The organism is Streptomyces globisporus, assembly GCF_003501885.1.
Lineage (GTDB): Bacteria > Actinomycetota > Actinomycetes > Streptomycetales > Streptomycetaceae > Streptomyces > Streptomyces globisporus_D.
Window position 1 is genome coordinate 1 of record NZ_QWFA01000107.1, and the last position, 21,435, is coordinate 21,435.

The 21,435-nt window shown below is 73.1% G+C and carries 23 protein-coding genes and 2 pseudogenes; 11 read left to right on the forward strand and 14 right to left on the reverse strand.

The features are described from left to right. The 6 genes and pseudogenes from D3105_RS20135 to D3105_RS20155 form a co-directional block, all read right to left on the reverse strand. A pseudogene (locus D3105_RS20135) lies at positions 1–873 on the reverse strand (hypothetical protein); the annotation flags it as partial. A 138-nt stretch (positions 874–1,011) separates the two neighbouring features. Beyond that, positions 1,012–1,146, reverse strand: coding sequence for a streptamidine family RiPP (amiA, locus tag D3105_RS35430; RefSeq protein WP_006129278.1), 135 nt, complete (start codon positions 1,144–1,146; stop codon positions 1,012–1,014). A 67-nt stretch (positions 1,147–1,213) separates the two neighbouring features. Continuing rightward, positions 1,214–2,059 carry an ABC transporter ATP-binding protein gene (locus D3105_RS20140; RefSeq protein WP_118904521.1) on the reverse strand — a complete coding sequence of 282 codons (846 nt, stop codon included), beginning with the start codon at positions 2,057–2,059 and terminating at the stop codon, positions 1,214–1,216. Between the two features lie 47 nt (positions 2,060–2,106). After that, a complete protein-coding gene (locus tag D3105_RS20145; RefSeq protein ID WP_118904506.1) occupies positions 2,107–3,165 on the reverse strand; it encodes a FecCD family ABC transporter permease in 1,059 nt (352 codons plus the stop codon). Then, entirely contained in the window at positions 3,162–4,223 is a 1,062-nt protein-coding gene (locus D3105_RS20150) for a FecCD family ABC transporter permease (RefSeq protein ID WP_118904507.1), read from the reverse strand. The genes D3105_RS20145 and D3105_RS20150 overlap by 4 nt, the downstream gene beginning before the upstream one ends. After that, positions 4,220–5,200, reverse strand: coding sequence for an ABC transporter substrate-binding protein (locus tag D3105_RS20155; protein ID WP_118904508.1), 981 nt, complete (start codon positions 5,198–5,200; stop codon positions 4,220–4,222). The genes D3105_RS20150 and D3105_RS20155 overlap by 4 nt, the downstream gene beginning before the upstream one ends. 211 nt (positions 5,201–5,411) lie before the next feature. On the opposite strand from D3105_RS20155, the gene D3105_RS20160 reads away from it, so the two are divergent. Then, positions 5,412–6,689, forward strand: coding sequence for a hypothetical protein (locus D3105_RS20160; protein ID WP_118904509.1), 1,278 nt, complete (start codon positions 5,412–5,414; stop codon positions 6,687–6,689). Between the two features lie 126 nt (positions 6,690–6,815). On the opposite strand, the gene rpsN is transcribed toward D3105_RS20160, so the two are convergent. Both rpsN and rpmB read right to left on the reverse strand, forming a co-directional pair. Further along, positions 6,816–7,121 (reverse strand): 30S ribosomal protein S14, encoded by a 306-nt coding sequence (gene rpsN / locus D3105_RS20165; RefSeq protein WP_118904510.1) that lies wholly within the window; start codon positions 7,119–7,121, stop codon positions 6,816–6,818. Beyond that, entirely contained in the window at positions 7,121–7,357 is a 237-nt protein-coding gene (gene rpmB, locus D3105_RS20170; RefSeq protein WP_010059063.1) for a 50S ribosomal protein L28, read from the reverse strand. The genes rpsN and rpmB overlap by 1 nt, the downstream gene beginning before the upstream one ends. Before the next feature lie 70 nt (positions 7,358–7,427). On the opposite strand from rpmB, the gene rpmG reads away from it, so the two are divergent. The 5 genes from rpmG (at position 7,428) to D3105_RS20195 (ending at position 11,105) form a co-directional block, all read left to right on the forward strand. Then, a complete protein-coding gene (gene rpmG / locus D3105_RS20175; RefSeq protein WP_006129270.1) occupies positions 7,428–7,592 on the forward strand; it encodes a 50S ribosomal protein L33 in 165 nt (54 codons plus the stop codon). A 65-nt stretch (positions 7,593–7,657) separates the two neighbouring features. Beyond that, on the forward strand, positions 7,658–7,912 hold the full coding sequence (locus D3105_RS20180) for a type B 50S ribosomal protein L31 (protein WP_030584208.1): 255 nt from the start codon (positions 7,658–7,660) through the stop codon (positions 7,910–7,912). Then, on the forward strand, positions 7,909–9,063 hold the full coding sequence (locus tag D3105_RS20185) for a CobW family GTP-binding protein (protein WP_118904511.1): 1,155 nt from the start codon (positions 7,909–7,911) through the stop codon (positions 9,061–9,063). Before D3105_RS20180 ends, D3105_RS20185 begins: the two co-directional genes overlap by 4 nt. A 91-nt stretch (positions 9,064–9,154) precedes the next feature. Continuing rightward, complete coding sequence (gene rpsR / locus D3105_RS20190; RefSeq protein ID WP_118904512.1) at positions 9,155–9,403, forward strand: 30S ribosomal protein S18; 249 nt, start codon at positions 9,155–9,157, stop codon at positions 9,401–9,403. An 82-nt stretch (positions 9,404–9,485) separates the two neighbouring features. Further along, entirely contained in the window at positions 9,486–11,105 is a 1,620-nt protein-coding gene (locus D3105_RS20195; RefSeq protein WP_118904513.1) for an MFS transporter, read from the forward strand. 197 nt (positions 11,106–11,302) lie between these two features. On the opposite strand, the gene D3105_RS20200 is transcribed toward D3105_RS20195, so the two are convergent. After that, positions 11,303–11,746, reverse strand: coding sequence for a subtilase-type protease inhibitor (locus D3105_RS20200; RefSeq protein WP_030717302.1), 444 nt, complete (start codon positions 11,744–11,746; stop codon positions 11,303–11,305). A 524-nt stretch (positions 11,747–12,270) separates the two neighbouring features. Here D3105_RS20200 and D3105_RS20205 point away from each other — a divergent pair. The 5 genes from D3105_RS20205 (at position 12,271) to D3105_RS20220 (ending at position 16,997) form a co-directional block, all read left to right on the forward strand. Continuing rightward, the gene (locus tag D3105_RS20205) at positions 12,271–13,071 is read left to right on the forward strand and encodes an ABC transporter ATP-binding protein (protein ID WP_118904514.1); all 801 of its coding nucleotides are present in this window, start codon (positions 12,271–12,273) and stop codon (positions 13,069–13,071) included. 8 nt (positions 13,072–13,079) lie between these two features. Continuing rightward, the gene (locus tag D3105_RS20210; protein WP_118904515.1) at positions 13,080–14,054 is read left to right on the forward strand and encodes an iron-siderophore ABC transporter substrate-binding protein; all 975 of its coding nucleotides are present in this window, start codon (positions 13,080–13,082) and stop codon (positions 14,052–14,054) included. A gap of 2 nt (positions 14,055–14,056) precedes the next feature. Then, positions 14,057–16,204 (forward strand): iron ABC transporter permease, encoded by a 2,148-nt coding sequence (locus tag D3105_RS20215; protein ID WP_118904516.1) that lies wholly within the window; start codon positions 14,057–14,059, stop codon positions 16,202–16,204. A 95-nt stretch (positions 16,205–16,299) separates the two neighbouring features. Next, a complete protein-coding gene (locus tag D3105_RS34340; protein ID WP_123947584.1) occupies positions 16,300–16,692 on the forward strand; it encodes a hypothetical protein in 393 nt (130 codons plus the stop codon). Next, positions 16,665–16,997 (forward strand): hypothetical protein, encoded by a 333-nt coding sequence (locus D3105_RS20220; RefSeq protein WP_123947585.1) that lies wholly within the window; start codon positions 16,665–16,667, stop codon positions 16,995–16,997. Before D3105_RS34340 ends, D3105_RS20220 begins: the two co-directional genes overlap by 28 nt. An 83-nt stretch (positions 16,998–17,080) precedes the next feature. On the opposite strand, the pseudogene D3105_RS20225 reads toward D3105_RS20220, so the two are convergent. The 5 genes and pseudogenes from D3105_RS20225 to D3105_RS20245 form a co-directional block, all read right to left on the reverse strand. Beyond that, a pseudogene (locus D3105_RS20225) lies at positions 17,081–17,272 on the reverse strand (alpha-L-rhamnosidase C-terminal domain-containing protein); the annotation flags it as partial. A gap of 108 nt (positions 17,273–17,380) precedes the next feature. Then, a complete protein-coding gene (locus D3105_RS20230; RefSeq protein ID WP_118904518.1) occupies positions 17,381–18,046 on the reverse strand; it encodes an ATP-dependent endonuclease in 666 nt (221 codons plus the stop codon). Between the two features lie 87 nt (positions 18,047–18,133). Beyond that, positions 18,134–19,330 carry an MFS transporter gene (locus tag D3105_RS20235; RefSeq protein ID WP_118904519.1) on the reverse strand — a complete coding sequence of 399 codons (1,197 nt, stop codon included), beginning with the start codon at positions 19,328–19,330 and terminating at the stop codon, positions 18,134–18,136. Next, a complete protein-coding gene (locus D3105_RS20240; protein ID WP_118904520.1) occupies positions 19,327–19,767 on the reverse strand; it encodes a nuclear transport factor 2 family protein in 441 nt (146 codons plus the stop codon). Before D3105_RS20240 ends, D3105_RS20235 begins: the two co-directional genes overlap by 4 nt. Positions 19,768–19,865: 98 nt before the next feature. Then, positions 19,866–21,435: adenosine deaminase family protein (locus D3105_RS20245; RefSeq protein ID WP_240646967.1), on the reverse strand; the 1,570-nt coding region annotated here is incomplete at its 5' end.

Consider the following 21,435-nt stretch of genomic DNA (forward strand, 5'->3'; position numbering starts at 1 on the left):
GCGCGGGCAGCGGCGCGACGTCCGGGACGGGGAGCACGGGGTGCTCGGTGAAGGTGAGATCGCGCAGATCGATCCGGCGCAGCCGCCGGCGGGCCGGGAGGCCGACCGACTGCCGACCCACGGCGCCCCCGCTCGGGGCATCGGCATCGGCATCGGCATCGGCATCGGCATCGGCCCAGGCGATCAGGTCGGCGGTGAGCAGCGCGGCGATCAGCGCTGCGGATGCTTCGGTGGGGTGGGGTCCGGTGTCGGGGGTGCGGTGCCCGGCCCAGTACGCGGCGAGCTCGCGATGGGCGGGGGTGGCAGCGAGTCTGCGGAGACGGACATGCCGGGAGGTGACATCTCCCGGGGTCGCGGCAAGAGGCTCGATCCAGCTGTGGGAGCCCTCGCGGTGGCAGCGCAGCCAGGCGATACCTCGACCCGGCAGCCGATCCGCCGCGTCCCAGAGCCCTTCGGGCACAGGCGAGTCCAGGCACCAGACCACGGCGACGCGCCCTTCGGTGCGGTCCCGGGGGTGCCCCGGTGGACCTCGGCCCCTTCGGCCGCGGCGCAGCGTGCCACAGGACCGGTGAGCACCGGGTCACCGAGGAGGTGAACGGTGCGGCCGGCGAGCGGAGCCCGGGGCGGAACGAATACCGCGTACCCGCCGGCCTCGAACGCCTCGACGAGCCGGGCGAGTTCGGCGGCGTGCGGGTCCTCGCCCGGCGCCCGCCCGTCCGATGTCTCCTCGCCCGTCAGTCGCCGCACCAGGGCCTCCCCCGTGACGCCGCCGGTGTCGATGCGCAGGAACTCCCCTCCGGAGGTCCGGAGCACGGGGGCGGCGCCGGGAACGGTGACGATCCCGGTGCCGGGAGCGAGTCGACTGCGGGTCACGGAATCCTCCGGGTCGGAAAGGTGGGGAAGACGGGGACGGGATCTTTGGGGCTCAACGGGGCGGGCCCGCCCGGGTTGTCACCGGGCGGGCCCGCCCCCGCGCCACGCGGGAGACCTGCCTTCAGCGGCAGGAGTCGCTTACTTCTCGGCCGCGGTGTCGGCCTCGACGGCGTCGTCGAAGGGGTTCTCGACGAGGGCGTTCGAGTGGGTGGCGGAGAGGTGGGCGAGCTGGCCCTGGTCGGCGATCGGGCTGAACACCTTGTTCTGCTCCATGAGTTGAAGCCTCCATTCAGATCGGATGGGTGTGGCCGCGGCGTTGGTGCGTGCCGCAGCACAGACACTAATGAATATGATTTTCATTCCGCAATAGCTGGAGCGGGTCGAGAGGGTGATCTGGGTAACAGACGGGCCAGCCGCCCTCCTCGTCGACCCCCACCCGACCGTCCACGCCGAGGACTTCGGCCAGCAGATGCCGGGTGACCACCTCGGCCGGGGGCCCGTCGGCGGCGATGCGCCCTTCACGGAGCGCGACGATTCGATTGGCGAACCGGGCGGCGTGGTTGAGGTCGTGCAGCACCATCACCACCGTCAGCCGGCGTTCCGCGCGCAGCCGTACGACCGTCTGGAGCACCTCCAGCTGGTGCCGCAGATCGAGGTAGGTGGTCGGCTCGTCGAGGAACAGCACGCGGGCGTCCTGGGCCAGCGCCATGGCCAGCCGGACACGTTGGCGCTCGCCTCCGGACAGCGCGTCCACGGGCCGGTCGGCCCAGGCCGTGACACCGACGTCCGCGAGCGCCCGGGATGTCACCTCGTCGTCGCCCTCCCGCAGCATTCCCCATGGCCCCCGGGCGGCATAGCGTCCCTGCCGGACCAGTTGACGTACGGTCAGCCCCGGTACGGATGGCGCCGACTGGTGGAGCAGTGCCACCCGCCGGGCGGCGGTGCGGCGGGACAGTCGCACCACGTCCTCGCCGTCGAGCAGGACGCGCCCGCCGCTCGGGGTGAGCAGTCCGGCGGCGAGCTTGAGGAAGGTGCTCTTGCCGCATCCGTTCAGCCCGATCAGGGCGACCAGTTCACCGGCCCGGATGCTCAGGTCCACCCCGCGCAGCACCGGGCGTCCGGGGTAGCCGAAGGCCAGCCCCTCCGCCCGGACGACGTCCGGGGCCTTCGATGTCGCGCTCGTCATCGCGCTCTTCTCCACTGTTCCCTCCCTTGCTCTCTCCGCTCTCCCCCTCATCTCTCGTCCGCCCGTCGCCGTGCCACTACCATCAGCAGCCCCGCCCCCACGCAGGTCGTCAGGGCGCCGACCGGGAGGGTCAGCCGGTCCGCGTCGAGCACCGTGGCCAGCAGCCGGGACAGCAGCTGGGCCGCGGCATCCGCCCCGCACACCACCGCGGCACCGAGCAGCGCGGCGCCCGGAAGCGTGACGCGCAGATCGGCGCCGAAGACGGCCAGCGCCAGATGGGGCACCAGGAGCCCGACGAACCCGAGGGCGCCCACGGCCGAGACCGCGCCGGCCGTCAGCGCCACCGCGCACACGAGTGCCGCTCCCCGGCCCCGGCCGGTGGCCAGACCCGCGGCGGCGGCCTGTTCGTCGCCGCAGCGCAGCAGGGTCAGCGGCCCGGCAAGCAGCCAGGCCGCCGCACCCCAGAAGGCGGCCCACGGCCAGAGCAGATTCCAGTGCTGCCAGACCCGGCCCTCGGTGGAGCCGATCAACCACTGCACAACGCTGCCGAGTTCGCCGGGGGCCACCAGGAGGACGACCGCGGTGAGTCCGGCGAGCACCGCCGACACGAGGACCCCGTAGACGGCGGTCTGCTCCGGGTCGCCGCGGTCCCGCCCGGCGAGGAGCCACAGCAGTCCCGCCCCGGCGAAGCCGCCGATACAGGCCGCGACGACCACGGCCGTGGGGGACTCCCAGCCCGCGAGGCCGAGGCCGGTCGCGGTCACCGCTCCGAGCACAGCGCCGGGCGTGACGCCGGTGACCTCGGGTCCGGCCAGCGGGTTGCGCAGGGCGGACTGGAGGACGAGTCCGGCCACCCCGAGGCAGGCCCCGGCGACCAGGGCCACCAGCATCCGAGGCAAGCGGAGTTGGAACACGATGTGCTCGGCGGTGGGGTCGTCGCCGGCCCCGAGCAGCACGGCCCGCACGCCCTCGGGGGTGACGCCCCGGCCGGCGAAGAGCCCGGCACAGGCGACCACGGCGACGAACAGCGCCAGCCCGCCGATCCGGACACCCGGCGCGCGCAGGGCCCGGCGGGCCGGGCCGGGCGCGATGTCGAGGAAGGTCATCGTTCCGCCTTCCGCAGTACGGGAGCGGGGATGTCCCGCGACGTCACCGGGGCGGGCAGGGGCACAGGCCCCCGGTCCCGGGTGGGCCGTCTCCCTCGTTTCAGCAGGAGGACCCCGACCGGCACGCCGACCAGGGCGGTCCAGGCGCCGACGGGTGTCTCGACCGGGGCGAGCGCGAGCCGGGCCGGCTGGTCGGCGCAGAGCACGACGATCGCGCCGCACACGGCGGACCGGACCAGCCACCCGGCCGCGCCGCCGTCCGGGCGGAGGCGGCGGGCGAGGTGCGGGGCGAGGAACCCGACCCAGGCCACCGGTCCGCAGACCGCGACGACGGGGGCGATGAGGACGACGGCGATGCCCAGGGCGGCCACCCGCGCCCTCTCCACCCGTACGCCCAGCGCGCGGGCGTCGTCGTCGCCGAGCCGCAGCACACCGAGCACCGGCACGCACAGCACCAGCGCCGGGACGGCCACGGCGAGCCAGGGCAGCAGACCGGTGACGTCGTCCCACGTGCGGGCGGACAGACTGCCCAGCAGATAGCGGTAGATGAGCTGGAGGTCGAGCTGATCGGCCATCACCATGAGCACCAGCAGGGCGGCCTGGAGCGCGGCGGCGACGGCGGCCCCGGTCAGCAGGACCGCCGAGGGGCTCCGCCCGAATCCGGCGGCGACCAGGGTGAGCAGACCGCCGAGCGCCGCTCCGGCCAGGCCGAGGAACGGCTGCAGCCCGAGCGGGACGGCCAGGGACAGGACCAGCGGTGCGGCGACACCGAGGGCCGCCCCGGAGGAGACCCCCAGCATCTCGGGCACGGCCAGCGGGTTGCGCAGGGCCTCCTGGAGCACGAGGCCCGCGGCGCCCAGGCAGGCGCCCGCGATCAGCGCCAGCACCATGCGGGGCAGCCGCAGTTCGGTGACGACGAGCCCCGCGAGCCCGTCCGACCCCAGCGTGGCCGGGAGCCGGGCGGGCGGGACGTACGGCGTGCCGAGGCTGAGCGCGCAGACCGCGCTCGCCACGGCCGCCGCGCCCAGGCAGAGCAGCGCCAGAGGCGGACGCCTCACCGCAGTGCGGCCGTCGCCTCGTCGAGGACGAGGCCGAGGGACCGGGTACCGCGCCCCTTGGCCCATACCTCGGAGTCGACCTCGATGACCTTGCCGTTCTTCACGGCCGGGATGCGGGACCAGAGCGGGTTCTTCGCCAGCTTGTCGGAGAGCTTCCCGTCGGGCGCGCCGAAGGACAGGGTCTCCACGAACAGGACGTCGACGTCCCGGGCGAGGATCTCCTCCAGGCTGTAACTGCCGTCGACGCCCCGGCTCTTCCAGGGGTAGTGGGAGATCTTCGGGAACAGTCCGGCCGCCACATCGGTCTCCGGTGTGGCCACGCCGAAGTTCTCGTCGCTGCCGTAGATGATCAGCGCGGTCTTGTCGCTCTTCTGCTGCTCCGCCTCCGCCAGGCGGGTGCGGAAGGTCTTCTCCGCCTTCTCTCCCTGGGCGGTGCGGCCGGTGAGTGCGGCGAGGTCGCGCAGGTAGCCAACGCTGTCCTGCCAGGATCCGGGCTGGAGCGGCCAGAAGGTCGTGGCGCCCTTCAGCGCGGGGGCGAGCTTGCCGTGCGTGTCCTCCAGACCGATGACCAGGTCGGGCTTGTGGGCGAGGATCGCCTCGACCTCGGGGCTGAGGAAGCCGCCGGGCACGACCGGTGTCTTCGCCGCCTTCTCCTTGCCGAGGAACTCCGGGTGCGCCAGCACCTGGGAGTTGGTGGCGGTCGGGGTCATGCCCAGCTCGACGAGGATGTCGTCGCAGAGGGCGACCAGGCAGACGATCTTCTCCGGCGGCTTCGGCAGGGAGACCGTGACGCCCTTGGCGTCGGTGATCCGGGTGGCGGCCTCGATGGGCCGCACCTCCGCACTCGTACGGGCTCCGGCACCGGCCGCCGCGGCCGGTTCCCCGGTGTCGGCGTTCTCGGTGCCGCAGCCGGCCAGCAGGCCTCCCAGTACGGCGATCGCGGCCCAGCGGCGGACTCTCAGCGCGGTTCGTGGCATCGGCGGGTCCCTCAACGTTCCTGTGCGGTCCCGGGGATGCGGCAGAGCGGGCGGCGGAGCCCCGGGAGCGATCCCCGCCACAAGCCGAAACCTTACACATGATTATCATTTCCAATAAAGTGAGCGGGGTTTCCGCCGGGATCCACCGGCCTCCGGAACGCCCCAGCAACCCCGCCACCCTCACCGGCCCTGCTTGTCCCAGGAGTTAGCCATGCCCCACACCTCGCCCCCCGCTCCCGACGCACCGCCGCGCCTGCTGGTCTCCGACCACGTCGCGGGGCGGATCAGCCTGCTCGACCTCCCCGACGGCACGGAGCGGGCGGAGGTGAACCACCGGCACCTGGCCGAGCACGCGGGTTTCCTCGCGCTGCCCGACGGGCTCGTCGCCTGTGTCGACGACCGGGCGGGCGAGTTGCTGGTCCTCGATCCGTACGGCCCTGACGCCGGGCGGCCTCTGGTCCGGCGGCGGATACCGGTCGCGGTCCCCGCTGAGCATCTGGCGGCGGACTCGGAGGGGCGACGGCTCGCGGTGACCACCGGTCTCGGCCGCAACGAGGAGGCGTGGACCGGCCTGCTGACGGCCGTCGACCTCGACGCACCGGAGGGCGCCGTCGCCGTACGCGTACGGGGGCGGACCGGCGAGCCGGGGGTCACGGTCCTCGGCGGGGCGTCCCCCCTCGTGGTCGTACGCCACCGGGAACCGGGTGAACTGCTGGTCCACCGGCACCGCGAGCTGATGCGGTCGGCCCCCTCCTGCCCGCCGGCGGTCCCGCTACGGCACATCGGCCTGCCGGACGACGACGGACACGGCGACGCCCACGACCCGCCCACCGGGCGGCTGTTCGCCGCGGCCGGGTCGGGCGTGCATCGCGCACGACGGGAGGGGGACGACCTGACCCCCGAGGCCCCCCTGCCCTGGTCGGCCGACGGGCGTTCCGGCGGGCGCGGCTACTACCTGCGGCTCGATCCCGTACGGCGGCTGCTCTGGTCGTGCGTGCGCGGCGGGCCGGGCGACCCCGGGCAGTGGCCGGACTGGTCGAACGACGCCTGGTGGCATCACCTGGACACCGGCGAGACGGGGCGGCTCGATCTGGGGCCCGGGCTGGTCTTCCGGCTCGCGGTGACCGCCCGCCACATCGCGTTCACCCGCGTCCACCCGGACGGTGACGAGTTGATCCTCCTCAGCGCTCCCCCGGCCTCCGGGTGCCGCCCGGAGGTCGGCGCGCGACTGCCTCTGCCCGCCATGTCCGGTGCACCCCGGCGCGGCGGGACCCCCTGGGACGGCGTGCAGCGGCGGGCGGTCGCCGCCTCCCCCGGCGGTGACCTGGTCGCGGTCAGCCGGGGAGGCCATGGCGAGGTCCACGTCTTCGACGCGGACAAGGCGGCCCTGCTGTCGACCCTGACCGTCCCGACACCTCTGGACGACGGGGGCCACCTCGCCCTCGTGACACCCGGGGACGGGGCACACGCGGACCCGGTCGGCCGCTGAGACCGACACCGGGGCGGGGTGGCATGGCGGAAGCTGCCGCGCCCCGCCGAGACCGGAGCCCCGGGGCGGTGGCACGGCGGACCTCGCCGAACCACCGCCTCCCCACCTGGTCCGTTCAGCCCGGTATCACCAGGAGGACTTGGTCACTCCGGGCAGGAATCCCGCGTGGGCCTGCTCACGCGTCCGGACCCGGGAGAGGCCGAACTTGCGCAGATACCCCCTCGGCCTGCCGTCGACGCTGTCCCGGTTACGGACCCGGGTGGCACTGGCGTCACGCGGCTGCCGCCGCAGTTCCTCCACGGCGGCGAGACGCTCCCGCTCCGGGGTGCCGGGCCGGCGAATGATCTCCTTCAACTCGGCCCTGCGGGCCGCGTAACGCTCGACGGTCGCCCGGCGGCTGTCGTTCCGAGCGATCTTGCTCTTCTTCGCCATCAGACCTTCTCCCCCCGCGCGCGGATGCGCGCGACCGCGGCTTCGATGCCGATGCTGTCGACGGTCTTGATCGCCCGGGCGCTCAGCGTGAGGCGCACAAAGCGCCCCTCACCGGGCAGCCAGTACCGCTTGCGCTGGACATTCGGGTCGAACCGCCGGGACGTCCGGTGGTGCGAGTGGGAGATCTTGTTGCCGAATCCCGGCTTCGAGCCGGTCAGTTGGCAGTGGGCGGACATGAAAGTTACCTGCCTCTCCTTCGACGTATCCATTATTGAAAATGGAAACCATTGCCATATAGTAGCGCCCATGGCTCGCAACGAAGTACGCCCGGTCATCAAGCTCCGCTCCACCGCGGGGACCGGCTACACCTACGTCACCCGTAAGAACCGGCGGAACGACCCCGACCGGATGGTGCTGCGCAAGTACGACCCGGTGGCCCGCCGCCATGTCGACTTCCGCGAGGACCGCTGAGGCCCGCCCGCCCGGCACACCGCATATCCCGCACAACCCCTGAAGCCCCACCCGAGGACACCGTCATGAAGCCCGGAATCCACCCCGCCTACGGCCCCGTCGTCTTCCGCGACAAGGCCGCCGACTTCGCGTTCCTGACCCGCTCGACCATGACCAGCGATCGCACCGTCACCTGGGAGGACGGCAACACCTACCCGGTGGTCGACGTGGAGATCTCCTCCGCGAGCCACCCCTTCTACACCGGCACCGCCCGCGTGCTGGACACCGCCGGACGCGTCGAGCGCTTCGAGCGCCGCTACGGACGCGGTGAGGCCCGGTGAGCGGGCGCCGCGCGAAACTGCCCGTCGTCATCGTCTGCGGCCTGCACTCCGAGGCGCGCGGCGACGTCGTGGAGGGGCTGCTGCGGGACGTACCGCACAGCGTCGCGCTGCACCACGACCTGTCCACGGCCACCGGGGGAACGGTCCGGCGCTCCCTGCGGGATTCCGGCGGCGAGCTGGCCTCCGGCGAGGCGCCGCTGGTGAACGAGTGCGCCTGCTGCGCGCTGCGCGAGGACCTCGTCCCGGAACTCGAACGGCTCGCGGGCGACGGGGTGACCCGGCTCGCCGTCCTGGAGCTCTGGGACTCCGTCGAGCCGAAGTCCATGGCCGAGGTGATCGCCGCGCACACCGAAGTCGCCGAGGTCACCAACGTGTTCACGGCGATCGACCCCACGCTCGTCCTGCCCTGTCTCTCCAACGGCGACGATCTGGCCGAGGCCGGTCTCGCGGCGGCACCGGCCGACCGGCGGACCATCGGCGACACCTGGGCCCGGCAGGTGGAGTACGCCCCCGTCCTGGCCGTGGCGCCGAACCCGGCGGCCGACGACGAGGACCGCGCCCTGATCCGGCAGTTGAACCCGACGGCACGTCAGGCACCTGCGCAATCAAAGGAGTTGTCCCGGCTGGCGTTCGCCGGGTTCGACGTGGAGGCGGCGGCAGCGGGCCAGCACCCAGCCTGCGCACTGCTGCCGCAGGAGGCGGATGAGGCCGGGGTGGGCACGCTCGTCTGGCGGCGGCACCGGCCCTTCCACCCCGAGCGCCTGCTCGACGCACTGGAGGACCTGAGTTGCGCCGCGGCCCGCAGCCGGGGCCGGTTCTGGCTCGCGGACCGGCCCGACACCCTGCTCTCCTGGGACGCGGCGGGCGGCGCGCTCTGTGTGGAGAACACCGGGCCCTGGCTCGCCTCACTCCCGGACGCGGCCTGGTCCATGGTGCCGCCCTACCGGCAGGCGGCCGCCGCGCTGGACTGGCATCCCGAGCACGGCGACTGCTGCCAGCACCTGGTCTTCGTCTCCCCCGGCCTCGACCGCGAGGGGCTGACCGGTCTGCTGGACTCCTGCCTCCTGACCGACGAGGAGTACGGGTCGGGCCGGGATGCGTGGAAGAGCCTGCCCGCCGCGTTCGACGCGCTCCTCGACCCGGTGCACTGAGACCGGCCGGCGGGCCCACGCCCGTAACTCCGCATCCCTCAGCCCATATCCACCGACCGCACACCCAGCCCACCGAGCACGAGGAAGACTCATGGCACGTCAACAGGACCCCCGCAAGCCGCTCAAGAACCGGCCGAACCCCCTGGACGCCGCCGGGATCACGTACATCGACTACAAGGACACCGACCTGCTGCGGCGGTTCATCTCCGACCGGGGGAAGATCCGCAGCCGCCGCGTCACCCGGATCAGCGCCCAGCAGCAGCGCCAGATGGCCGCGGCCATCAAGAACGCCCGCGAGATGGCCCTGCTGCCGTACTCCGGAGTCGCGACCGGCAAGTAGCGCGCGACGGCCCCGACCTGCGGTGGGGGCCGCATCCGCGGCTCGGGATGCAGCACGGCGGCCGCCCGGGGACCATGGACGCATGGGCAGAGACATCCCGGAGAAGGGTGCCCCCGGTCCGAGGTCATCGGAGCCGGGAACAGCGGGCCGACGGGGCGGCCCGCCGAACCAGGGCCTCGCGCTCGCCGCCATGCTGTTCGCGGTGTCGATGACGTTCATCGACCAGACCATCGTCGCGATCGCCGCCCCGGACATCATCGACGAACTCGGGCTCACCTCCTCGCAGATGCAGTGGGTGGTCAACGCCTATCTGCTCACGCTGGCCGCCTTCTTCGCTCTGGGCGGGCGGTTGTCCGACATCTTCGGGCACCGCCGCGTGATGCTCATCGGCACGCTGACCTTCGTCATCGCCTCCGCACTGTGCGGTGCTGTGCCCTCCGGCGATGTCGCGCAGGCCTGGCTGATCGGCTTCCGGGCCGTCCAGGGCATCGGCGCGGCCCTGATGTTCCCCGCCGCGCTCGCCGTCGTCATCGCCGTGTTCCCGGTGGAGCGGCGCGGGCGGGCACTGGCGCTCTTCTTCGGAATCTCCGGGGCGCTCACCGCGGTCGGGCCGCTGCTCGGCGGCTGGCTCACGGCGTGGACCTGGCGGGCGATCTTCTGGGTCAACGTCCCCGTGGCCGTCGTGGCGGTCGTCCTGGCGCTGCTGGCCCGCATCCCGGAGCGGTCCCGCCGCGAACCGCTTGACCTGCCCGGGGCGGCGCTGGTCGCCGTCGGTATGGGGCTGACGGTGCTGGGGCTGCAGCAGTCGTCCACCTGGGGCTGGGACTCCGTCGCCACCTGGGCCTGTATCGCGGGCGGTCTGGTGGTGCTGGCGGTCTTCTGCCGGTTCGAGTTGCGCGCCCGCTTCCCGCTGATCAAACTGCGGGTCTTCCGCGACCTGGCGTTCAGCGTCGACAACGCCGTGCTGTTCTTCGCCATGATGGCGTTCGTCCCGGTGTTCTTCTTCGCCTCCGTGTACGCGCAGGTCTCGCTCAGCGCGTCGCCGAACCAGGCCGCGCTGTATCTCCTGTACTTCTTCATCGGCTTCGGGCTGGCGTCCCAGTGGGGCGGCCGGATCCTCGACAAGCGGGGCGCCCGTCCCGCGATGAAGCTCGGGACGGCGCTCGGCGCGGTCGGGTTCGCCCTGTGGGCGGGCAAGTTGACGACGCTCTCCATGCACGACCAGTGGCTGTACGCGGCCATGGCGGGCGCGGGCATCGGCCTGCTGCTGGCACCGGCCTCGACGGACGCGGTGAACCGGGCGATCGACGCCAGTTACGGCGAGGTCACCGGCATCACCCAGACCGTGCGGAACTTCGCGGCGAGCATCGGGCTGGCCGTCTACGGCACCCTGCTGACCCATACGACGATCAGCAAGGTGGACGAGACGCTGCGCGACAAGGGAGTGCCGAGCGGTGAGTCGCACGGTATCGCCGAATCCATCGCCCAGTCGGTGACCGGCCAGGGGGACTCCCGGGGGCCGTCCGGTTCGGGGCCGGTGGCCGAGACCGTACGGGATTCGATGGCGGCGATCCGGATGGACTTCGCCGAGGCGAACCAGTGGGTCTTCTACGGGATGGCCATCGCGCTCGGTATCGCGTTCCTGATCTCGCTGCGCCATCCGGGGACCCGGGTGACGCAGGAGAAGTCATCCGGGCGGTGAGCGGGCCGAGGAGTTCGTGACCAACCGACCGGGGCGGATCGCAGCCGGCCGCGGCGGAGACGGCTGGGGCGACCGCAGGCTCCCGGTCGTCGTGGACGGGGGCGTGTGCGGGGCACGCCGGCGGGGCGGGAGGCCGGACGCGGAGGGCGGGACGGTGTGGTGCTCCCGTCAGCCCGGCGTCGGCAGACCCCGGTGGATCAGAAGGCGAAGACGGCGTTGTCGTTCATGCTGCCCGCCATCTCGCAGGCGTTGCCGTACGTGGTGCTGAACTGGACCGGCTTGCCCTGCCAGACGCCGTGGGCGGTCACCACGACCGGGTCCCACTGACGGGTACAGGTCCGGTTCGACGGGCCGGCGGCGAGCTCGGCGAACTTGCCCTGCACCGCGGCCAGTTCCTTGCAGGCCGCGGCGGGGTCGGGGTGGGTTCCCTCGGCGGTGGGGGCGCAGGCGAGCGTCACGGCCCGCTCGACGGTGGCGGTCATCGGGTCCTCGCCGCGGGCCACGGTGAGGACGAGCGCCGAGGGCGCGTAGAGACTCTCCGCCTTCGCCGGTGCGGCCTGCGCGGTGGCGGTCGCGAAACCACCCAGCAGAAGGGTGCTCGCCGTGATGGTTGCGAAGATGGCGTGAGGGTTGCGTCGCATGGGTGAAAACTCCTTCTTCGGGTGCCTGATTGCGGTCAGGAGTCTTACGCATGCGGAAAGTAGGCGCACATCGACGGCCAGCTTCCAGCCGCAGACGGACGTTCGAACCGACCGAATGGTCATTCGGGCAGCTCAGAGGCCCCGCGTGAATCGTCCAGCATATGGACAGACTTCGGCGGTTCAATCCGAAACAACCGTCTGACCTGCGAATACGCCGAAGCGACCTGGTGCGCCAAATCGCCGCTTCGGCCGGAAAGTACCGCCATCCGGGGCTTCGGAGCGACGCAACACCCCCCGGCCGCGCACGCTCGTCGGCGACCGCCGACCGATGCGCGAGCCGCCCGCGGATCACACGGAGGACACGATTCCGAATCCCCCTTGACCAAGGCAATTTAGGTTAGGCTAACCTCACGCTCGTGATCGCTCCTGCCCTCGACCGAGAAGACCCACCGCCACGGCGCTCAGCGCCCGCTGCCGGTGCCACCACGCCGCCCGCCGACGACGCGGGCCTCGACGCCCGCGACATGACCATCGCGTACGACCGCACCGACGTCGTCCACGGCGCCGACCTCCGGCTGCCGCGCGGTCGTGTCACCGCGCTCATCGGGCCGAACGGCAGTGGGAAGTCCACCCTGTTGCGGGCCGTGGCCCGGCTGCACAAGGCCCGCACCGGCAGCGTGACCGTGGCGGCCGAGGCCGGGGACGGCGCGCCCGTCGACGCCCTCGCCCTGTCGCGCTCCGACTTCGCCCGCCGCGTCACCCTGCTCGCCCAGAGCCGCAACGCACCGGCCGGGCTCAGCGTGCGCGACGTGGTCGGATTCGGCCGGCACCCCTACCGGGGCCGGATCCGGGGAGCGGACCCGGACGGCGCCCGGATGGTCGAGCACGCGCTGACCGTCACGGACCTCACCGAGTTCGCCGACCGCGGGGTGGAGAGCCTCTCCGGCGGGCAGTTGCAGCGCGTCTGGTTCGCCTGCTGCCTGGCCCAGGACACCGACGTGCTCCTGCTCGACGAGCCCACCACCTTTCTCGACCTGCGCTACCAGGTGGAGATCCTCGACCTCGTCCGTGAACTCGCCGACACCCACGGCGTCACCGTCGGGGTCGTGCTCCACGACCTGGACCAGGCCGCCTCCGTGGCCGACCAGGTCGTCCTCCTCTCGTCCGGGCGGATCGTCGCCGCGGGAACGCCCGCCGAGGTGTACGCCCCCGAGCGGCTCACCGACGCGTACGGCATCCGTATCGACGTCGAACTCGACTCCCCCACCGGCATCCCGCGCACCCGCGCGGTCGGCCGCCACCACCTTCGTACCGAAAGGCCCTGAACACCCTCATGAAGAACCAGCACCTGACGTGGCCCGTCCTCGCCGCCGCGGCCGCGCTCGCCCTGACGGCGTGCGGCACCACCGAGGCACCGAAGAAGGAGTCCGCCGGGGACACCGCCGTGACGGTCACCGACTCCCGCGGCAAGAAGATCACGCTCGACGGCCCGGCCAAGCGGGTCGTCGGCACCGAGTGGAACGTCGTCGAGACCCTGGTGACCCTCGGCGTGCAGCCGGTCGGCGTCGCCGACGTGAAGGGTTACACCGCCTACGACACGGCGGCCCCGCTCACCAAGGGCGTCAAGGACATAGGCACCCGGGGCGAGCCCAGCGTCGCCACCGTGGCCGGCCTGAAGCCGGACCTCATCGTCGCCACCACCGACCTGTCCGACTCGGCCATCGCGCAGCTGTCGAAGGCCGCTCCGGTCGCCGTGGTCCGCTCGGCCGACGCGAGCCGTCAGATCGACCAGATGGTCGACACCGTCAACCTCATCGCCCAGGCCACCGGCACCGAGGACAAGGCCAAGTCCGAGATCGACTCCTTCCACAAGGCGATCGCGGACGGCAAGAAGAAGCTGGCGGACGCCGGGCTCGACGGCGAGAAGGTCGCCTTCGCCGACGGCTGGCAGGAGGGCAACCAGGTCTCGGTCCGCCCGTACGTCAAGGGCTCGCTGCTCTCCGACGTGAACACCGAACTCGGTCTCATCGACCCGTGGAAGCTGAAGGGCGACAAGGCCTACGGTCTGGCCGCGACCGATGTCGAGGGCCTCACGAAGATCGGCGACGCGCAGTTCGCCTACATCGCCAACGACTCCGACGGCGGCGACCCGTTCGCCGACGGCCTCAAGGACAACGCGGTGTGGAAGTCCCTCCCGTTCGTGAAGAACGACGAGGTCCACCGGCTGCCCGACGGCATCTGGATGTTCGGCGGCACCGCGTCGATGCGCGAGTACGTCGACGCCCTCGTCGGCGCGCTGACCGCCTGACGATGAGCACCCGCACCACAACCGCCCCGCCCGCCCCCGTGAAGACGGAGGCGGGCGCGGCCGGTCCGGCCGGGGCCGTGTCCCCGGCGGCGGCCGGCCCACCGGCCCGTCGCGGCCGGATGTTCCTCCTCGGGCTCGCGGGGCTCCTCGCCCTGGGCGCCCTCGCGCTGACGCACGTGAGCCAGGGAACCGCCGCCGTCGATCTGCACACGCTCTGGCAGCTCGCGACAGGCTCGTCGTCCGACCGGACCGCGCACGAGCAGACGGCCGCCGTGGTCCTGGACTCCCGGCTGCCCCGGCTCGCCGCGGGGCTCCTCGTCGGGTGCGCGCTCGGCGCGGCGGGCGCTGCCCTCCAGTCGGTGTCGCGCAACATGCTGGCGTCCCCCGACACGCTCGCCGTGAACGCGGGCGCGTACTTCGCGGTGGTCACCGTCGCCGCGTTCGGCATCACCCTGCCCGCGCTGCCCGCCGGGGCCACCGCGTTCCTCGGCGGACTCCTCGCGGCGGCCGTCGTGCTCGGCCTGTCCCGGGCGGGGGCCGGACCCATCCGGCTGGTGCTGGCGGGATCCGCGCTCACCCTGGCACTGTCCGGCCTGAGCGGGACGCTGCTGCTCCTGCGCTCCCAGCAGACCACCGGGCTGTTCGCCTGGGGCGAGGGTTCCCTCGCCCAGATCGGCATGCAGTCCATCGACCGGCTCACCCCGGTCGCCCTCGTGGCGTTCGCCGGGCTCATGCTGATGGGCCGACGGCTCGACATCCTCGCCCTCGGCGACGACGGTGCGGCGGTCGTGGGGGTGAGCCCCCGGCTGACGCGGAGTATCGCCGTGATCCTCGCGGTGCTGCTGGCGGCGGTGTCGGTGGCGGTCGCGGGGCCGGTCGGCTTCGTCGGCCTGTGCGCACCCGCGGCGGTCCGGCTGCTCAGCACCTGGGTCCCGGGGCTGGTCCGGCACCGGGCGTTCCTCCCGGCGTCGGCGCTCGCGGGCGTGCTCGTGGTGCTCGGCGCGGACGTGCTGCTGCGCGCGGTGTTCGGCGCCCAGGCGGGGGCGGAGGTGCCCACCGGCATCGTCACGACCTGCTTCGGTGCGCTCGTCCTGATCGTCCTGGCCTACCGGTCGCGCGACATGGGCACGGACAGCGGCTCGACGGCGTTCGCCCGGCTGCGCAGCCGGCGCGCGTTCGTCGTCACCCTGGTGGTGACGACGGTCGGTCTGCTCGGCACGGTGGTGGTGGCGACGCTCTTCGGCGACGCGACGCTGCTGCTGGGCGATGTCGGCAACTGGCTCGCGGGCCGGTCGGGGCAGTTCGTCAGTTACGTCCTGGACACGCGGGTCCCCCGGGTCGCCGCCGCTCTGCTGGCCGGTGCGGCGCTGGCGGTCGCGGGAACCGCCGTCCAGGCGGTGTCGCGCAACCCGCTCGCGGAGCCCGGCGTCCTCGGCGTCGTCAGCGGGGCGGGGGTGGGCGCGGTCAGCGTGCTCACCGTCGTCCCGCTGGCGAGCTTCTGGCTGATCGGCGGCTCCGCGCTGGCCGGTGCGGCGGCGGCCGCGGCGCTGGTGTTCGGTCTGGCCTCACGCCGTGGTCTGGAGCAGAACCGTCTCGTGCTCATCGGCATGGGTGTGCACGCGGGTGCGGGCGCGGTCGTGAGTCTGCTGATCGTGCTCACCGACCCGTACAACGAGACGAAGGCACTGGCCTGGCTGGGTGGTTCGACGTACGGGCGGACGTTCCCCGAGCTGATCCCGGTGCTGGTGGCTCTGGTCGTCGCGCTGCCCGTCCTGGCGGTGATGCGCCGTGAACTGGACCTGATCGGGCTGGACAACGAGACGCCGGCCCTGCTCGGCGTGCGGATCGGGGCCACCCGGCTGGGCCTGCTCAGTCTCGCCGTCCTCCTGACGGCGGGAGCCGTGGCGGCGGTCGGTGTGATCGGGTTCGTCGGGCTCGTCGCCCCGCACGCGGCACGCGCCCTGGTGGGCCGCCGCCACGCGCGGGTCCTCCCGGTCAGCGCGCTGCTCGGCGCGCTGCTGGTGGTCGTGTCCGACACGGTCGGCCGGACGGTCATCGCCCCGGCGCAGATCCCCGTCGGACTGCTCACGGCCGTGATCGGCGCCCCGTACTTCATCTGGCTGCTCTGGCGGTCGAGGCGCGAGGGCTGACGGGCCGACGCGGGGAGCCCCGACGTCTCAGGGAGCGATGACGAGCTTCCGGACGCGGAGCTCCCCGCGCGTCCCCCTTCGATAGGGTGACGTCGATGGAGACAGCGGCGTACCCGACCCCCGAGGTGCTCGTGGCGCGCCTGGTGCGGACGGCAGGGATCGCACTGCGCCCTGGGCTTCCCGCGAGCGAGGAGTTCCTGCGGGACCTCGCCGGGCGGGTCGGCCTGGACGGCATCGACCTGCTGGTCATCGCCGGGCTCCCGCTGCCGCGGCACTGGACCTGGAAGGCACCGCGGGTTTATGGGTCCCGGTGCTGGTCCAGCACACGCTGCCCCTCGTCCCCGACGACCGGCAGCGCCTGCGTGTACGAGCCAGGGCGATGGCGGAGCGACCACGTCCCGCCCGGACGCTGCAGCGGCCCCCTCGGCCGCCCGGCCCGCCGGGGTTCGGCTCGCTCCTGGTGCACCTGCTCGCTCTGCGCAACCTGAACGAGTTGGCCGTCGCCAAGACGATGTGCCTGATGTCCGGGGTCTGCAAGGCCGCTTCGACGGTGCGCATGGGGCGCGACGGGGCGAAGGCGCTCGACGCCGAGCTGCTCGGCGGCTTCGCCGCGGTGCTCGGCGTACCGGTCGACGTCCTGGCCTCGTTGACCGGCGTGCGCCCTTCGGCGCGCGGCGACGGCCCCTCGCCGGAGGTGGCCGACGCTGCGGCGCTGATCCGGCAGGTGCGACACCTGACCGCGGATCAGGTGCGGGAGCCGGCCGAGGCGGCCGAGGAGCTCCACCACGGCTGAGGAGCCCCGCGCCGGGAGCGCGCGTACGCCGTACCGGCGGTGCATGACCTCCGGTAGGGCGTACGCCCCTGGTCCCTGCGGCCTCAGGCCGTGAAGCGGTACTGCCCCGAGCCGACGGCGAAGACCGCGCAGCCGTCGTCCATGCGCAGGAAGCGGGCGCCGGGGTGGGTGACGTCCTCGGCGCGGGCGGCCGCGATCCAGACCTCGGCGGTGTTGTTCACGGGCAGACCGACGGTCAGGTGGAAGCGGCCCTTCTCCGTCTTCCAGTCGGTGGTGACGGGCCCGTGGAGTCAGCAGGTCCATGGAGAGCGCCAGGACGTACGTGGTCCGGGTGGGTGGTGCGGCGGTCGAGCCTCGCCGCTCGCTGAGGAGACGCCCGGTCGTCAGAGGTGGGCCAGGAGTCCGTCCAGCGGCCGGGGCAGGCGGCCGAGGTCCAGGGCTTCGGTCAGCGCGCGGGCGTAGTGCTCCTTGCGGCCGCCGATGGTTCCCATGAAGCGCCGCAGCTGCGCCTCGACCGGCCGCTCCCGCTGGGCGGGCTGTCGCTGGAAGAGCCGGAAGGTGCGCAGGTCGCCCTGGTCGTCGATGACCTGCTGGACGCCGTCGGTGCCGAGCGCCCGGATCAGCTCGTCCTCCAGGTCGGCGTGGCAGGTGAAGAAGCCCAGCGTCTCCAGGTCGTCGGGGGCCAGACCGGTGCCGAATCCGGTGCGCTCCAGGCCCTGGAGGAAGAAGCGCTGTTCCGCCGCGTCGCAGAGACCGGCGGGCCGGACATCGAGCCCGTCGGGACCCAGGAGGCGTAGGAAACGGGTGATGCTGGTGGCACCTCCGAGCGGCACGACCACCACGCCCTCGGCGGTCAGGGGGCGGCCCTGGCGTTCGGCGAGCGCCTCGACCGCCGCACGGTCGCTGACGCCCTCGACGAGCACCACCGTGCGCAGGCCCAGCCCGGCCGCCAGCTCGCGCGCGGCCCCGGCCTCGTCGGGCGCCGGGGTGCCGCTGTCGTCCGCGGCCCAGGAGATGACCGTCTGCCGCAAGCGCGTCGCTGTGTCCACCCGGCCAGTCTCGCACCGTGATCGACGGGTACGACAAGGGTTTTCGCGTACGTCGTCGAGGCCCTGGTTCACCCGGGCAGCGTTGCGTCACCGGGGCTCGGGAGGCCTGCGGGCCAGGTACAGGCCGACGCCCAGGGCGAGGACGAGCACACAGCCGGAGAAGGTCAGTCCGGCGTTCCGCAGTCCGATGCCGAGGGTGAGGGCGCCGACGCCGACGACGGGCAGGGAGATGCCCAGGTAGGCGATGACGAAGAACGCGGACACGGTCGCGGCCCGGTGCTCGGGCGGGGCCGCCGCGCTGATCGCCGCCACCGCACCCCGGAAGGCCAGCCCCTGGCCCAGGCCACCGCACAGAGCCCCGGCGACCAGCAGGGGCAGCGAGGTGAACAGCAGCGAGGCGCCGACCAGGACGAGTCCGGCGACGAGGACGAAGCAGCCACCCGGCAGGGCGCGGCGCTGCCCGACCCGCCCCATGAGCGCCTGCCCGGCCGTCGAGGCGAGGAAGACGGAGAAGACGACGAGCCCGGTGAGGGCCAGGTTGTGCACGTCGAGCGTCTCGGCGACGAACGCGGGGGCGACCGCCGTGAAGAGGCCGAGCAGGGAGAACCCGGCGAAGGCGGCCACCGCCGATGTGGTGAACACGCCGCGCATCGTGGGCGGGACGGCCGGCCCCTGGGGCCGCAGCCGCAGTCCCCTCACGCGGGCGGAGGCGACCGTCTCGGGGAGGAACCAGGTCAGCACGGCGGCCACGGCGATCAGTGCCAGATGCGCGACGAAGGGGAGCCGCAGGGGCCCGGGGGCGTACTCGGCGAGGAGTCCCGACAGGAGCGGCCCGCACCCGAGGCCACCCATGTTCGCGGCGGTCGCGGCCAGCCCGGCGCGTGCGGCGCGCCCCGGCGGGGCCAGCTCCATCACCGTGACCGTCGCGGCGCCGCTGAGCAGTCCGGCGGCGAACCCGGAGAGGAGCCGGCCGGCGAACAGGGCGGGGAGCCCGCCCTCGAAGAGGAAGCAGAGCGCGCTGGCCGCCGAGAAGCCCAGGGCGGCGAGGAGGACCGGCCGCCGCCCCGCCTCGTCGGACACGTTCCCGGCGAGCAGCAGGGTGGCGATCACTCCGAGGGCGTAGACGGCGAAGACGACCGTCACCATCAGCTCGGAGAAGCCGAGCTGATCCCGGTAGAGGCCGTAGAGCGGGGTGGGCAGCGTGGTGCCCGCCATACCGATGGCGAAGACGGCCGCGGCAGCCGGGTAGCCGAGGCGCTTCCCGCTCCGTGGCGAACGGGTCATGAACCGGCGGGCGGGGCCGCGGGGGTGATGTGGCTCAGCACGCACCGCCAGTGCCCGTCGCGCCGTACGAACACGTCCGTGGTCCATTCGTCGGCGTCGAAGCGCTGCCCGCCGTAGTGGGCGGTGTTGGTGATCCGGGCGGTGACCGTCGCGGTGTCCCCGTGGATCCGGACCCTCGGCGGGGTGACGGCTTCCATCGCCGAATGGGTCAGGTCGCCGGACCGGACGTAGTCGAGGAACGTCTCCCGTTCCGTGATGCCGGACTCGGAGACGATGACCCACTCGTCGGCCATGAAGTCGGCGATCCGTGCCGCGTCGTTCGCGACGATCGCGGCGGCCCAGGCGTCGACGATCGCGGCGAGCCGGGCGTGCTCGGCCTCGGGCGTTCCCCGGTCCGGGGGCGGCTCGGCGGTCTCGCGCTCTCCGCTCTCTCCCATGCGGCGAGCGTAACCGCGGGCCGCTCGGGCCGCGCGTCCTGGTGCCCGGGGGCGGGACCGCTCGGGTCCCGCCCCCGTTGGTCAGCGGTGGTTCGGGGTCAGCGCGCTCCGGCCTGGCGGCGTTCGAATCCGGCGAACGCGGCCTCCTGGCGCCACTGGGTGGCCGCCTTCGCGTGGTCCGCGAGGTGGCGGGCGCAGGCCGGTGCGGGCGGGGAGACGCCCGGCTGCGAACCGGCGCAGGCGCGGACCGGGCGGTAGCCGGTGCGCGCGGAGCCGGAGGCCCAGAAGCTGTCGCCGTCGAGGAAGGCGTGCTCCAGCGAGGCACGCGCCAGGTCCTTCAGCTCGGTGTAGCTCAGGCCGTAGGTGGCGCGGGCGTACTGGTACTCGTGGCTGATGTCGATGCGCGAGACGCCGGGGTCGTCGGTGGCCAGGACCACCGGGACGCCGAAGCGGCGGTAGGCGTTGAACGGGTGGTCGTCGCCCGCGACGCCCAGGATCTGCTTGTTGCTGCTGAACGGCACCTCGACGGCGACGCCGCGCCGGGCCATCGTCCGGGCCAGCTGCTGCCAGTCGTCCTCGTGGACCAGGTCGACACCGTGGCCGATGCGTTCGGCTCCGGCGACCTGGACGGCCTCGCGGATGTGGAACGTCAGGTCCTCGGGCTTGACCAGGCCGGGGGTCAGCTCACCGGCGTGCAGGGTGAGCCGGGCGTCCGGGTACTGGGTGCGCAGGTACTGGAGCATCCGCATCTGGAGGCGGTAGTTGCGCAGGGCGCTCCCCCCGTCCTCCGGCTGGACGAGGTTGACGGCGACGAACCTCGGGTCGCGCTCCGCGAGGCGCATACCGACGGCCATCTGCGTGAACACGCGCTCGTTCGAACTGCCGCGGGAGACCTGGGAGATCCACCGGACGGGCAGGCGGCAGCCGGGGTCGGGGCGGCCGGTGTCGCAGTGCGCCGTCTCCCGGAACTGGGCGTCGGCGGCGTCCGCCTCCCGTACGGCCTCGTCGACGACCCCGTCGAGCTTTCCGCCGGCGACCAGCTTCCGGTGGAGCGCGGCGAGGTCGGCGTCGTAGCCCACGGCGTCGGCGAGCTTCTTCGCGGCGTCCGACGCGGGGGTGACCAGGGTCTCAAGATAGAACTGGTTCTGCTCCACGACGGTGTTGGCGACGTTGGCGAGCATCTTGCCGCGGTCGCGCGTCGCCTCGCCGAACTTGCCGAAGGTGTCGAAGAAGTGGTCGTGGCCCGACTGGTCGGCGGGAAAGTCCTGCATGGACCAGGCGCGGACGATCCGCTGCCGGAACTCCGCGTCCGTGCGGGCGTCGGCGGCCGGCCGGGTGCCCGGTCCGCAGGGCGGGCGCACCGCGGTGTCGGTGGCGTCGATGCACAGGCCGTTCTCGCCCGCGAGCTGGATCAGGTACTCGGTGGTGACCGCGCCCGAGAGGTGGTTGTGGAGGTCGCCGCCCTTGGGCAGCGCCGCGAAGAAGGCCTTGAGCCGGGCCGGGTCGTCCCGCATCGCGTCGAGGCGGGCGGCTGTCCTGCGCTCGGCGGGGGTGGTGACGCGGAACGCGGCCGGGGCGGCGGGGTCCTGGGCCGGTGCGGCGGTGGCGGGGACCGCGGGCAGGATCGTGAGTAAGGCGAGGGCGGCGATCCCGGCCGGGACCAGGGAG